A 12,906-nucleotide genomic window follows, 5' to 3' on the forward strand; every position below is an offset into this window, starting at 1 on the left:
GGTTGCCGGATCTGGAGACGTTGGAACTGCTCGTCGCGGTCGCCGACACCGGGAGCATCGGGCGGGCGGCCGCGCAGCAGCAGATCACGCAGCCGGCGGCCAGCGCCCGTCTGCGCACACTGGAGCGCAAGCTCGCGTTGCAGCTGCTCGACCGGTCCCGGCGGGGGTCACGGCTCACCGCCGCCGGGCTGGTCGTCACCGACTGGGCGCGCGGGGTGCTGGACCAGGCGCACGTGCTGGCCGAGGCGCTCGCCGCGCTCCAGGCTCAGCAGCGCGGCGAGCTGCGTCTCGCCGCCAGCCTGACCCTTGCCGAACAGCTGCTGCCGGGCTGGCTGGTGAGCTTGCGTCAGGTGAGCCCCGCGACGCACGTCGGCCTGCGGGTCACCAACAGTCACCAGGTGATCGAGGCGTTGCGCCACGGCGAGGCCGATCTCGGCTTCATCGAGGGCCCGTTCGTCCCGCGCGACCTGCGCTCGCTCGCGGTCGGTCGCGACCGGCTGGCTGTCGTGACCGCGCCGGACCACCCGTGGGCGCGGCGCGGCACGCCCGTCTCCGGCGCGGAACTCGCCGAGACGCCGCTGCTGCTGCGCGAGCCGGGTTCCGGCACCCGCGAGACGCTGGAGCGTGCGCTGCGCCCCTGGGTCGGGCCCTCGGTGCCCGCGCTGGAGCTCGGCGCGACCGGCCCCCTGCGCAGCGCGGCCGCGCAGGGCGCCGCCCCGGCCGTGCTCTCGCTGCTCGCGGTCGCGGACGACCTGGCGGCGGGGCGCCTGGTCGAGGTGCCGGTCGCCCAGGAGGTCGCGCTCACCCGCGTCCTGCGGGCCGTGTGGCGTGCCGACACCGAACTGCCGACCACCGCCCGCCTCCTCCTCGACGTCGCCCGCCGTGGGAGCCGTGGGAGGTAGGCCGGGCCCGCGGTCGTGCGGCTCCGATCGTCCTGCTTGCTCCGATCGCCGGAGGATCAGATCGACGCGGGGTACTGGTCGTGGCGGGCCCACAGTTCGAGCCACTCCTCGTCCGAGAGCTGCCGACCCGACGCGGCGATCTCGGCCAGCGACTCGAAGTACGCCTCACGCGGGGCCCCGGGGGCGAAGAGGATGAGCATCGACGCCGGGGCGCCGGAGTTGTTGCTGAAGGCGTGGACGCCGCCCGGCGGGACGTGGAGGAAGTCGCCGGTGGTGGCGTCGACCCACCTGTCGCCGTTGTAGAGGGAGACGGTGCCGTCCAGCACGAAGAACGACTCGGACATGGTCCGGTGGAAGTGTCCGCTCGGCCCGCCCTTCGGCAGCGCCGCCATGTCCCAGCGGTAGAGCCCGAACTGACCGTCCGTCGAGGCGCCGGTGGCGAGGTGGTGGACCCGCGTCCGCTCGCCGATCAGCAGGTCAGGCCCCGCGTCGGCGGTGCGCAGCGTGGCGCTGACCTGGCCGGACTCGTCGAGGTAGCGCGCGGGAGGGTAGGACATCTCAGGCTCCTTCGGCGTGACGATCGGTCGTTCGCCGACAGTCTGTCCTCCGCCGGTCCGGGCGGGAAGATCCAATGCGGGCCGGGCCGTCCGGTCCAATCTCCGGCTGTGTCCCGCCCGGCCCGGCCTCAGGCCAGCCCGGCGTGGCGGCGGGCGACCTCGGCCAGGACGGCCCAGTCGCGGTCGCCGTCGCCGTGGGCGACCGCGTCGAGGAGCGCGTCGCGCAGCACGCCGCCGAGGGGGAGCGGGACGTTGACCCCGGCCCCGGCCGCCAGCGCGAGGTCGACGTCCTTGAGGCCGAGCACGGCGCGGAAGCCGGCGGGCTCGTAGCGACGTTCGGCGATCATCGCGCCGTAGCCCGAGTGGACCGGCCCCGGCAGGATGCTGTCGGTGATCACGCCGATCAGGTCGTCCGGTCGGCCGCCGACGGCGTCGACGAGGGCGGACGCCTCCGCCATGGCCCCGATCGCGCAGGCGATGAGGTAGTTGGCGGCGAGCTTGTGCGCGTTGGCCACATAAGGTTCGTCGCCCAGCCGCCAGGTTCGGCGGCCCAGGACCGCGAGCAGCGGGTCGACCCGGTCCAGCACGTCGGGCTGCCCCGCCGCGAGGATCGTCAGCAGGCCGGACTCGGCGACCGGTGGCCGTCCCAGCACCGGCGCGGCGACGTAGCCCAGGCCGTGGTCGGCGTGGGCCGCGGCCGCGCGCTTGGCGAGGTCGACGGAGACGGTGGCCATGTTGACGTGGACCAGGCCCGCTCTGGCCCCGGCCAGCAGCGCCGGGTCGAGCAGCGGCTCGACCGCGCGGTCGTCCGCGAGCATCGACACCACCACGTCCGCGTCGAAGGCTCCGGGCAGGTCGGGTGCGGCGTCGGCGCCCTGCCCGACGAGCTCGGCCACGGGATCGGGCGAACGGTTCCAGACACGGACGCGATGCCCCGCCCGCACCAGGTTTCCCGCCATGGCGCGGCCCATCGCACCCAGCCCGACGAAACCGACCGTGAGCTCCTGCGTCATCCCGTCCGCTCCCCTCGCCGTGCCGCGTCCGTCCGGGCGCGGACCCTCGCCACGCTAGCGGACCCGCGCCGCGCGAGCGCCGCGGCACGACCCGCGCGCCGGGGCTCTGCGAGGCGGCGCGAGTCGCGGCTCCGGGCCTCGGATCGGTCCTGGAGCGTGCGCCACCGCCCCGTGGGCGTCACGTCGTTCGGCTCCGGCCCGGGCCCTGCCGTGCTGTTCGGGCCTGCGACTTCCGTCGGTCCGGGGTGGGCGACGCCGCGGGCACGGCGTGGTCACTCGGCGGGAGAGAGCCCTTCGGCGTGCGGTGCCCTCGGAGCTCTCCGGTCGGCCGCAGGAGGCCTCCGGGGAGCATTGTCAGCCGCGGCGGCCCGGCTTGCCGCGGCGGGAGGCAGGCTTGCCGCCGCGGGCGGCGGGCTTCTGGTGGCGTGGCTGCTTCTGCGGCTGCTGCTGTCCCTGCTTGCGCGCCGCGGGCTGCTGCCTCTTCGGCGCCTGGTTGGCGGCGGCCGTCGCCGTGCTGCCGCGCGAGCTGTTGACCGTGCGGCCGCGCACGATGCCGATCATCTCCTCGACCAGCTCGGAGTCGCGATCGCGCAGCCAGGCGAGGGCCACCTGTGACTGCGGCGCCTCGGCCTCGGGGACCGGCCGGTAGGTCAGGTCGCGCCGATGGTGCAGCCGGGCGAGCGACTGCGGCATCAGCACCACGCCGACACCGGCCGCGACCAGCTCGACGGCGTCCTTCGTCGTCAGCGGCCGCTCCTTCGCGGCCTGGCCGGGCGGCTGCTCCGGCCAGCCGAGGACGTCGTCCTGCGGGTGCAGCACGAGCTCGTCGGCCAGCTCGGCGACGGGCACCTCAGCCGACTCGGCCAGCCGGTGGTCCTTGGGCATCACCACGACCGTGGTCTCGGTGTAGAGCGGGATCGCGTGCAGGTGGTCCTTGTCGACCGGGAGCCGGACCAGGCCCGCGTCCGCGTCACCCGCGCGCAGCGCCGGCTCGCCCGCGCCGGCCTGGACCAGGACGAGCTCCAGCCGCGTGTCCGGGAGCCGCTCACCCCAGACCCGGGCCCACTTGGACGGCGTCACGCCGGGCACGTAGGCGAGGCGGAAGGAGGAGGGAGCGGGCGTCTCGGTCACCCGGCCACAGTACCGGTGTGCGCACGACCGGTGCGCGGCACCGGCGCCCGCAGCACCGACGGTGACCAGGCAGGTCGCGCGCTCGCTACCCTTGAGCCATGACTTCGAGCAAGCCCAGGACGACCCAGACCATGAAGCCCGCCACGGCGGCGAAGAAGCTCGGCGTGTACCTCGGGGCCACCCCGGCCGAGTTCCAGGAGGGCGTCGTCTCCCGGGACGAGCTCAACGCCATGCAGGCGAACCCGCCGCAGTGGCTCGCGGACCTGCGCCGCAACGGCCCGCACCCGCGCCCGGTGGTCGCCGACAAGCTGGGCGTCTCCGTCTCCGGCCTGGTGCGCAACGGCCTGACCGAGCCGCTGACCACCGACGAGATCGAGGCCATCAAGGCCGAGAACCCGCGCTGGCTGCAGGTGGAGCGCGACACCCAGGCAGCGGTCCGCAAGGAGAATGTGCGGATCAAGGAGAAGCACGTCGCCGACGCCGCGCGTCGCGCCGCCAAGGAGGCGTGACCCGGGGATGACCCAGCCCGCCGTTGCCGCACTGATCGTTCCGCCGCTCTTCAACGGCCCGCCCGGTTCGGCCAACGGCGGGTACTTCTCGGGCGCGCTCGCCGCGCTGCTGCCCGGGGCCCCGGCCTCCGCCGTGGTGACGCTGCGCAAGCCGCCGCCGCTCGGCATCCCGCTGCACGCGACCGTCACGGACGCGGGCGGCGTGACGCTCCACCACGGGGACGTCCTCGTCGGCGAGGCCGCGCCCGCCGCCCTGGCGGGCTTCGGTACACCGGAACCCGTCCCCTTCGAGACGGCCAAGGCCGCCGAGCAGTCGTACCGGGGCCTGGCCCGGCATCCGTTTCCCGGTTGCTTCGTCTGCGGCACGCAGCGCGGCGGAGCAGCGGGCCTGCACCTGTTCGCGGGAGAGGCGTCCGGCCACGACGGCCTGCACGCCTGCACCTGGACCCCCGACGCCGCGCTCGCCGACGTCGCGGACGCGGACCTCGCGGACGGGGACCTCCGGCGCCCGGACCGCCCGGAGGCCGACGGCGCGTCCGTCCGGCCGGAGTTCGTCTGGGCGGCCCTGGACTGCCCCGGCGCCTGGACGATCGACCTGGAGACCCGCGACGTCGTCCTCGGCCGCATCACCGCGCGCGTGCTCGGGGTGCCGTCCGTGGGGGAGCCGTGCGTCGTCACGGCCCGGCTGATCGCCCAGGACGGCCGCAAGCACACCACCTGCACCGCTCTGTACGGCCGTGACGGCCGACTGCTGGGCGAGGCCGAGGCCCTCTGGATCGAGCTGCCTCCCCGCACCTGACGTTCCTTCCCCCACGGCGAGCCGGTGGGCCCGACCCCTGTACGGGCCCACCGCCGGACTCCGATCCTTCGATAGCGGAGCGGGTTGGTCCAGTCTTTCCGGCCGACTGGCGGTTCTCTGGGACGCAATCGCTCTGACCAGCGGGGACGTCGTCCGGCGCTGACAGTCGTCCGGCACTCTGAATCAGCGTGTACAGTTCATTTCGGCGGCTGGGGGAGCCGTCTTCGGTGCATTTGTCGGGCGCGAGGCGCCTGTTCGACCAGGGGGTGGTTGTGGCTCGGTGGAAGGCCCTGCCGGAGGGGCTCGATCCCGCAGTCGTCCGTTTCGTCGCGGAGCTGCGGCGGTTGAAGGACGAGACCGGTCTGAGCGTGGTTCAGGTCGCCGAGCGCACCGGATACAGCGAGGCGTCCTGGCAGCGCTACTTCGGGGGCCGGATGCTGGCGCCGCGTGAGGCCGTCGACAAACTGGTGGAGTTGGCCGGGGCCGAAGCCGCGACCGTCTCCGCCCTCCAGGATGCCGCCCAGGAGGCCTGGAGGGCGACCGGCTCCGCCGTCGGGTCGGACGAGGCGTCGGACGAGGCGTCGGACGAGGCGTCGGACGAGGCGTCGGACGAGGCCGAACTCGACGCGCAGGCCGGGGAACCCGAGACGCCCGCCCTGCCCACGTCGTCGCCGGAGTTCGCGTCGGAGCCGTCCGGGGCACCGGTGCCGGGGCCGGTGTCGTCGGGCCCGCAGCCGGTGCGCCGCCTGGTTCCTGACGCGCGGACGGTTCTGACGTCCCTGCTCTCCGCCCTGGTCGGAGCCGTCGTCACGCTGGCGGTCACCCAGCCGTGGAGCGCCACCACGGCCTCGGCCGCCCCCGCGGCGGCCACCGTCAAGCCTCCGGCGAAGTCCCCTGTGGCCTACCACTGCACGTACCAGCAGTCCGGTGGGAAGTGGTACGCGGGCGCCAGCACGACCAGCACCGACCTGGTGATGGACGGCGACGCGGGTCCCGAGGTCGCCGAGGTCCAGTGCCTGCTGCAGCGCGCGGGCATCTCTCCGGGGGGCATCGACGGCGCGTTCGGGCCGATGACCCTGCACGCCGTCATCCAGGAGCAGTTGGCCCATCACATCGACGTCGACGGCCAGGTTGGTCCGCAGACCTGGGCGGCCCTGCGCGGATGAGCGGCACGCCGGCCGCGTGCACCGTCCTGGCCGCGGAGCTCCAGCGCCTCCGGGCTCGTCACGACCTGAGCCTGGCGGCGCTGGCCGAGCGCACCCCGTTCAGCAAGTCGTCCTGGGGCCGCTACCTGGGCGGCAAGGCACTGCCGCCGTGGCAGGCCGTCCAGCACCTGTGCGCGCTGGTGGACGAACCCGAAGAGCGCTTCCGGGCGTTGTGGAACGTTGCGGAGGCCGCCTGGAACCGGCGCGACGTCGTCTCCGTCCCCGCGTCGGAGCGGCCGTCGCAGCGGCCTTCGGAGCCTCGGCAGTCCGCGGATTTCGAGCCGTCGGCCGCTGAGTCACCGTCTGCTCCGGCCCCGTCGGCCGCAGCGACCGGCGTGTCGGAAGTGAGCCCGCAGCGGCGGATCCCACCCCGCTCCTTGTCGGCCCTGCTGGGCGTGGTCGTGCTGCTCGTCGGCCTCGGCGGCCTCGTCTGGAACGGCGTCGCCGCGCACCGTGCGCCCGCCGCGGCGGCCGCCACGGGCGGCACGGGGGCCTCCGCGCATCCGATCGGCTGCGTCGGCAAGGCGTGCGACGGCGGCGATCCGACGGCCATGAACTGCGGGATCTACCCGCTGAGCCTGGGAATCTCCGAACTGCGGAACGGGGCGGAGCTCGAGATCCGCTGGAACTCCCAGTGCAAGGCCGCCTGGGCCCGGGTCTGGTCGAGCCAGGTCGGCGACCGGCTGTCGATCGCCGTCGGCTCCGACACCCGGTCCTCCGTCGTGCCCGACCCCTACACCGCGCAGACGTTCTTCTACACGCCCATGGTCCCGGTCGTCAGCGGCGGGCCGCCGCTGCGGGCCTGTCTGACGACGACCGACAAGCAGTCCCAGTGCGTCTCCGTCCGTGAGCCCTGACATGCCGACCGACCCCGACACCACTCTGCGCCCCGCGCTCCGACGCGGGGCGGTCCACCGCGCGGCCGTCGGTATCGGCCTCTGGCCCGTCGTGCTGACGGGCCCGTTCGCGCGGTGCCTGGCCGGCGACTCCTGGAGCTCGGCGGTGGACGCACTCGCGTTCGTGGCCCTGGCCGGCGTCGCCTACTTCGGCCTCGGCGTGCCCGTTCCCGCCACGGTCCCGCGCTGGGAGCGCTGGATCGCCGCGGTGGCCGCGACCGCGGTCGTCGCCGATGTCGTCGTGCGCGCGCCCGGCCTGCGCGACGACCTGTCACCGACCGACGCCGTCGCACCGCTGCTGGCCCTGGTGCTCGCGGTGGTGGCCGTCGCCGACCGGCACGACCGTCCGGCCGCCCGCAGCAGCCCCCTCAGCTGGCCGCTGGGAGAAGGGGACTGGCAGGTCGTCGAGGGCGACGGCCGTCTGCTCAACCACCACTGGAGCGTCCCCGCGCAGCGCGGCGCACTCGACATCGTCGGCCGCGCCAGGGGCGGACGTTCCAGCCGCCCGGTGTTCCCCGGTCGTCTCAGCGACTACCCGATCTACCGCGTCCCCGTGCTGGCCCCCGCCGCGGGCAGGGTGGTCGTCGCCCGCGACGGCGCGCCCGACCATCCCACCGCCGGGACCCATCCGGCGGGCAACCACGTCGTCATCGACACCGGCCGGGAACGCATCCTCCTCGCCCACCTGACGCCGGGCTCGATCGAGGCGGCGCCGGGCGACCACGTCCGCGCGGGACAACGGCTCGGCCTCGTCGGCTCCTCGGGCAACTCCACCGAACCGCACCTCCACATCCACGCCGTCCGCGACGGCGTACCCCTCACCCTCGTCTTCAACGACACCCCGGGCGCCCACCGCCGCGGCGCCCGCGTCCGCCGGCCCTAGGGCCTCTCTTATGGATCATGTCGGGCGCGCGCCGCCGGAGCACGCACCTCGCTGCGTTGTCGTCGGTTGCCTATGCTCCGCATGGACTCCCTCCTCCGCCTTGCGATGCACGCACTCCAACGCCGCGCGCTGATCCGACCTGATCCATAAGAGAGGCCCTAGTCCGCCAGGGCGGACTCCGCGGCGTGGAGGGCGGCGTCGCGGGTGGTGGGGGCGAGGCCGATGCGGGTACGGCGGTCGAGGAGGTCGGAGGTGTCGAGCGCGCCCTCGTGGCGGACGGCGTAGCGGAGTTCGGCCGCGGTGGTCTGCGTGCCGGGGGCGATCGGGCGGAGCAGCTCCGGGTCGCCGCCCGCCTCGGCGAGGACGTCGACGGCCTCGGTGCCGTAGCGCTGGACGAGCCGCAGCGGCGCCTTGACGTGGGCGAGCGTGGCGCGGTCGGCGGCGCCGACGAGGGGGAGGGAGCGGGTGCGGCAGGGGCCCGCGCTGCGGCCGTTGGCGGTGAGGACCGCGTCGAGGGCGTCCTCGGCCATGCGGCGGTAGGTGGTGAGCTTGCCGCCGACGACGGTGACCAGGCCGTCGGGCGCGGTCAGCACCGCGTGCTTGCGGGAGACGTCGGCGGTGCGGCCGGAACCGGTGTCCAGCAGCGGGCGCAGGCCCGCGAACGAGCCGATCATGTCCTCGCGCGAAAGCGGCGCGCGCAGCGCGGTGTTGAGGGTGCGCAGCAGGAAGTCGACCTCGGCGTCGGTCGGCTGGGGCTCGTCCGGGATCGCGCCGGGGGCGTCCTCGTCCGTAAGGCCGACGTAGACGCGGTCGTCGGGGGCGGGGAGGGCGAGCACGAAGCGGTTGGTCTCGCCGGGGATGGGGATGGTCAGCCCGGCCGTCAGTCCGCTGAAGGACTCCTGACGGAACACCAGGTGCGTGCCACGGCTGGGGCGCAGCGTGATGCCGTCGGCGACCTCGCCGGCCCAGACGCCGGCCGCGTTGACGACCATGGAGGCGCGCAGCAGGAAGCTCTCGCCCGTCAGCTCGTCGGTGAGCGTCGCGCTGCTGCCGGTGGCGTCGCTGACGGAGCACCGGGTGAGCACCTTCGCCCCGTGTGCGGCGGCGGTGCGCGCGATGGCCGCCACCAGGCGGGCGTCGTCGGTGAGTTGGCCGTCCCAGAAGACCAGGCCGCCGCGCAGCCCGGCCGCGTCGACGGTCGGCGCGTAGCGCAGCACCTCGGCTCGGGAGAGACGGCGGGAGCGCGGCAGGGTCGCGGAGGGGGTGCGCGCGGCGAGCCGCAGCGCGTCGCCGGCGAGGAAGCCGACGCGGACCAGGGACGCGCCGGAGGCGCCCGTGCCGGGCAGCAGCGGGACGATCTGCGGCAGGGCGCGGACCAGGTGGGGGGCGGTCCGCTCCATCAGCACGCCGCGCTCGACGGCGCTCTCGTGCGCGATGCCCACCGAGCCGGAGGCGAGGTAGCGCAGGCCGCCGTGGACCAGCTTGGAGCTCCAGCGGCTGGTGCCGAAGCCGAGGTCGTGCTTCTCGGCGAGCACCACGGACAGTCCGCGCGAGGCCGCGTCCAGGGCGACGCCCGCGCCGGTGACGCCGCCGCCGACGACCAGCAGGTCGACGGTGGGTTCCGGTCGGCCCACGGCCTCGCGGAGCGCGGCGAGCTCGCGCGCCCGGCGGGCGGCGGTCAGGGAGGCGGAGTGGCTGTACTGCACGTTCACGCGAGGATCCTGTCTGCCGGGCCGGGAGGGGGAGGAGGCCGCTGGGTGAGGGTCAGGGGGCGAGGTAGCGGTCGAGCATGCGCGTCAGCTCCGCGTCGAGCCGGTCCATCTCCGGTCCGGTGCCGTCGGCGGAGCCGGTCAGGACGGGGCCGGTGAGAGTGAAGGACCAGGTGGTGAGCAGCACCGAGCGGGCCAGCAGCGCCGGGTCCTCCTGGCGCACCGAGCCGTCGTCGATGCCCGCGGCGAGCGCCAGCTCCAGCAGCGCCAGCTGGTGGTCGGTGTTGGTGCCGCGGCGCTTGAGCAGGTAGGGCGTGAGGAACTCGGGGTCGGTCGCGATGATCGTGCGCAGCAGCTCGTGCGTGCGGATGCCGCGTGCGAGCGTCACCACGCCCTCGACGATGCGGGCGCGGGTGACCTCGGTGCGCGCGCCGTGGGGGAAGGCCCCCTCGGCGAGCTCGGTCCAGGCGCGGATGGTGAGCGTGGCCAGCACCTCGCGTACCGAGCCCCAGCGCCGGTAGAGGGTGGCGCGCGACACGCCCGCCTGGCGGGCCAGGTCGGCCATGGTCATCCGCTGCGGGCCGATGGTGAGCAGCAGGCGGTACGCCGCGTCGAGGATCTGCTCCTCGGGAATGGCGTTCGCGGCCTTCAGCTCGCCCGTGCTGTTGATTCGCTGCGACATCACATGTAGAAGTGTATCAGCGAGCCCTGTGCGCGCATCCGACCAGTTCCGACCCAGCCGAGGACAGCTCCATGACCGCGTCCGAGAACGACCTGCCCGTCGTGGCGTTCCACCCCTTCCGCTGGGGCGACCCCGCGCACGCGACGCACCTGCCCACCGCCGCGAAGGAGACGCTCGCCGCGTTCGGCGTCAAGCAGCCCGCCCCCGCCCTGGAGCCGGGCGCGGTGACGCTCCCGGACGTCGCCCTCGACGCGGCGACGCTGGCCGAGTTCGCCGCGGTCGTCGGCGAGGAGCACGTCAGCTCGGCGCACGAGGCCCGGCTCGCGCACACCCGCGGCTGGTCCACCCCGGACCTGCTGAAGCTCCGCTCGGGCGACGCCTCCGACGCGCCCGACGCGGTCCTGTACCCGGCCTCGCACGACGAGGTGGTGACGTTGCTTCAGCTGTGCGGCCGCCTCGGCGTGGCCGTCGTGCCGTACTCCGGCGGCACCTCCGTCGTCGGTGGTCTGGCCCCCGCCCGCGAGGGCTTCGCGGGCGTCGTCGCGCTCGACCTGAAGCGCTTGGACGCGGTCGTGTCGGTCGACGCGGTCTCCCGCACGGCCACGCTCCAGGCGGGCATGCGCGGACCGGCCGTCGAGGCCGCGCTCGGCGCCGAGGGCTTCACGCTCGGCCACTTCCCGCAGTCCTACGAGGGCGCGAGCATCGGCGGCTACGCGGCCGCCCGCTCCGCCGGGCAGTCCTCGGCCGGGTACGGGCGCTTCGACGAGATGGTCGTCGGCCTCACCCTGGCCACCCCGCGCGGCACCGTCGTCCTCGGCACCGCGCCCAAGTCGGCCGCCGGGCCGGACCTGCGGCAGCTGGTCCTCGGCTCCGAGGGAACCCTCGGCGTGATCACCTCGGTGACGGTCCGGGTCCGGCCCAGGCCCGAGGTCCGGATCTTCGAGTCCTGGCGCTTCCCCGACTTCGAGACCGGCGCCGCCGCGCTGCGCCGCCTGGTCCAGGACGGCCCGGAGCCGACCGTGCTGCGGCTGTCCGACGAGGCCGAGACCGGCATCAACCTCGCCGACCCGTCCGCCATGTTCGGCGGCGGCCCCGGCGGCTGCCTCGCCGTCACCGGCTACGAGGGCAGCGCCGCCGACGTCGAGGCGCGTCGCGCCGACGCCACCGCCGTGCTGCGGGAGGCGGGCGGCGAGCTGCTCGGCCCCGAGGGCGGCGAGGCCTGGCGCCAGGGCCGCTACCGCGCCCCCTACCTGCGCGACCCGCTGCTCGACGAGGGCGTGCTGATCGAGACGCTGGAGACGGTCACCTTCTGGTCGAACCTGCACGCGCTGCGCGCCGCCGTCACCACGGCCCTCACCGACGCGCTCACCGCGCAGGGCACCCCGCCGCTGGTCCTGTGCCACATCTCGCACCTGTACGAGACCGGCGCCTCGCTCTACTTCACCGTGGCCTGCGCGCAGACCGACGACCCGGTCGCCCAGTGGCACCTCGCCAAGTCGGCCGCCAACGCGGCGATCCGCGCGAGCGGCGCGGCGATCAGCCACCACCACGGCGTCGGCACCGACCACGCGGCGACCTACGCCGACGAGATCGGGCCGCTGGCCGTCGACGCGCTGCGCGCCGTCAAGCGCGCGCTGGACCCGGCCGGGGTGCTCAACCCCGGCGTGCTCATCGAGAACCTCCCGCTGCGTGCCGACGCGGCGGTGACCGAGTGACGGCCGCCAGGTCCTTCACCGCCGTCGTCAACCCCATCTCCGGCGGCGGGCACGGCTTCGAGGAGTGGCAGCCGGTCAGCGACCTGCTGCGCACCGCCGGGGCCACGGTCCTCACGGTCCCGACGCAGAGCCGGGAGCACGCGATCGCCGTGGCCGGGCAGGCCGCCGAACGCGGCGACGTCGTGGTGGCGGTCGGCGGCGACGGCATGGTGCGCGACGTCGCCGACGGCGTGGTGCGCGCCGACGGGACCATGGGCATGGTCCCGGCCGGCCGCGGCAACGACCTCGCCCGGCGGCTCGGCCTGCCGGGCGATCCGGTGGGCCTGGCCCACCTGCTGCTGGAGGGGAAGCCGCGCGCGCTCGACGTCCTGGACGTCAACGGCGTCATCGCGCCCGGCAACGTCTACATCGGCATCGACTCGCTGGCCACGCAGATCATCAACGCCAACCGGCGGCTGCCCGCCCTGCTGGTCTACCGGCTCGCGCCGGTCCGGGCGATCCTGCGCTGGCGTCCGGCGGCCTACACGCTCGACCTGGACGGCGAGCGCCGCGAGGTCCGCGCGCACACCGTCGTCGTCGCCAACTCCGGCGCGTACGGGCACGGTCTGCGGATCGTCCCGCCGGCGGAGCTCGACGACGGCAGGCTGGACGTGATGGTGGTGGGTGACGGGCCGCGCCGTCAGGTGGTGAGCTTCATGGGCCAGGCCAAGAAGGGCACGCACGTCGACCGCCCCGAGGTCACCCTGCTCACCGGCACCGCGATCACCGTCGACGCGGACCGGCCGGTGCCGGTCTGCGCGGACGGCGACGAGGTCACCACCCTCCCGGCCCGGATCAGGCTGCTGCCGGGAGCGCTCAAGCTGCTGGCGTGATCGTCCCGATCACGTGAACAGCCCTCCGTCCTG

At 74.8% G+C, this 12,906-nt stretch carries 13 protein-coding genes; 8 read left to right on the plus strand and 5 right to left on the minus strand.

Features of this window, described 5'->3' with window-relative positions; all coding sequences use genetic code 11:
- Positions 1-2 precede the first annotated feature (2 nt).
- Complete coding sequence (locus TR49_RS20150) at positions 3-902, plus strand: LysR substrate-binding domain-containing protein (RefSeq protein WP_042383470.1); 900 nt, start codon at positions 3-5, stop codon at positions 900-902.
- 56 nt (positions 903-958) lie between these two features.
- On the opposite strand, the gene TR49_RS20155 is transcribed toward TR49_RS20150, so the two are convergent.
- The 3 genes from TR49_RS20155 to TR49_RS20165 all read right to left on the minus strand — a co-directional run bounded on the left by TR49_RS20155 (position 959) and on the right by TR49_RS20165 (position 3,603).
- The gene (locus tag TR49_RS20155; protein WP_042383472.1) at positions 959-1,459 is read right to left on the minus strand and encodes a cupin domain-containing protein; all 501 of its coding nucleotides are present in this window, start codon (positions 1,457-1,459) and stop codon (positions 959-961) included.
- Between the two features lie 128 nt (positions 1,460-1,587).
- Positions 1,588-2,472 (minus strand): NAD(P)-dependent oxidoreductase, encoded by an 885-nt coding sequence (locus tag TR49_RS20160; RefSeq protein ID WP_042383475.1) that lies wholly within the window; start codon positions 2,470-2,472, stop codon positions 1,588-1,590.
- A 354-nt stretch (positions 2,473-2,826) separates the two neighbouring features.
- Complete coding sequence (locus TR49_RS20165; protein WP_042383477.1) at positions 2,827-3,603, minus strand: LysR family substrate-binding domain-containing protein; 777 nt, start codon at positions 3,601-3,603, stop codon at positions 2,827-2,829.
- A 98-nt stretch (positions 3,604-3,701) separates the two neighbouring features.
- Between TR49_RS20165 and TR49_RS20170 the strand changes: the two genes are divergently transcribed.
- The 5 genes from TR49_RS20170 to TR49_RS40160 all read left to right on the plus strand — a co-directional run bounded on the left by TR49_RS20170 (position 3,702) and on the right by TR49_RS40160 (position 7,895).
- Positions 3,702-4,112 (plus strand): DUF5997 family protein, encoded by a 411-nt coding sequence (locus TR49_RS20170; protein WP_042383478.1) that lies wholly within the window; start codon positions 3,702-3,704, stop codon positions 4,110-4,112.
- Between the two features lie 7 nt (positions 4,113-4,119).
- Positions 4,120-4,911 carry a hypothetical protein gene (locus tag TR49_RS20175; RefSeq protein ID WP_042383480.1) on the plus strand — a complete coding sequence of 264 codons (792 nt, stop codon included), beginning with the start codon at positions 4,120-4,122 and terminating at the stop codon, positions 4,909-4,911.
- 272 nt (positions 4,912-5,183) lie between these two features.
- Complete coding sequence (locus TR49_RS20180; protein WP_042383482.1) at positions 5,184-6,077, plus strand: peptidoglycan-binding protein; 894 nt, start codon at positions 5,184-5,186, stop codon at positions 6,075-6,077.
- Positions 6,074-6,973 (plus strand): helix-turn-helix domain-containing protein, encoded by a 900-nt coding sequence (locus TR49_RS20185; RefSeq protein WP_042383484.1) that lies wholly within the window; start codon positions 6,074-6,076, stop codon positions 6,971-6,973. The genes TR49_RS20180 and TR49_RS20185 overlap by 4 nt, the downstream gene beginning before the upstream one ends.
- Position 6,974: 1 nt before the next feature.
- Positions 6,975-7,895, plus strand: coding sequence for a M23 family metallopeptidase (locus TR49_RS40160; protein ID WP_052434466.1), 921 nt, complete (start codon positions 6,975-6,977; stop codon positions 7,893-7,895).
- A 158-nt stretch (positions 7,896-8,053) separates the two neighbouring features.
- On the opposite strand, the gene TR49_RS20195 is transcribed toward TR49_RS40160, so the two are convergent.
- Entirely contained in the window at positions 8,054-9,607 is a 1,554-nt protein-coding gene (locus TR49_RS20195) for a glycerol-3-phosphate dehydrogenase/oxidase (RefSeq protein WP_042383490.1), read from the minus strand.
- A gap of 52 nt (positions 9,608-9,659) precedes the next feature.
- Positions 9,660-10,286 carry a TetR/AcrR family transcriptional regulator gene (locus TR49_RS20200; protein ID WP_152627368.1) on the minus strand — a complete coding sequence of 209 codons (627 nt, stop codon included), beginning with the start codon at positions 10,284-10,286 and terminating at the stop codon, positions 9,660-9,662.
- A gap of 71 nt (positions 10,287-10,357) precedes the next feature.
- Between TR49_RS20200 and TR49_RS20205 the strand changes: the two genes are divergently transcribed.
- Positions 10,358-12,001: an FAD-binding oxidoreductase gene (locus TR49_RS20205; RefSeq protein WP_042383494.1), complete on the plus strand. Its 1,644-nt coding sequence runs from the start codon at positions 10,358-10,360 to the stop codon at positions 11,999-12,001.
- Positions 11,998-12,873, plus strand: a complete 876-nt coding sequence (locus TR49_RS20210) for a diacylglycerol/lipid kinase family protein (protein WP_042383495.1) — start codon at positions 11,998-12,000, stop codon at positions 12,871-12,873. The genes TR49_RS20205 and TR49_RS20210 overlap by 4 nt, the downstream gene beginning before the upstream one ends.
- The last annotated feature ends 33 nt before the right edge of the window (positions 12,874-12,906 follow it).

This window comes from Streptacidiphilus melanogenes, from assembly GCF_000787835.1.
Classification (GTDB): domain Bacteria; phylum Actinomycetota; class Actinomycetes; order Streptomycetales; family Streptomycetaceae; genus Streptacidiphilus; species Streptacidiphilus melanogenes.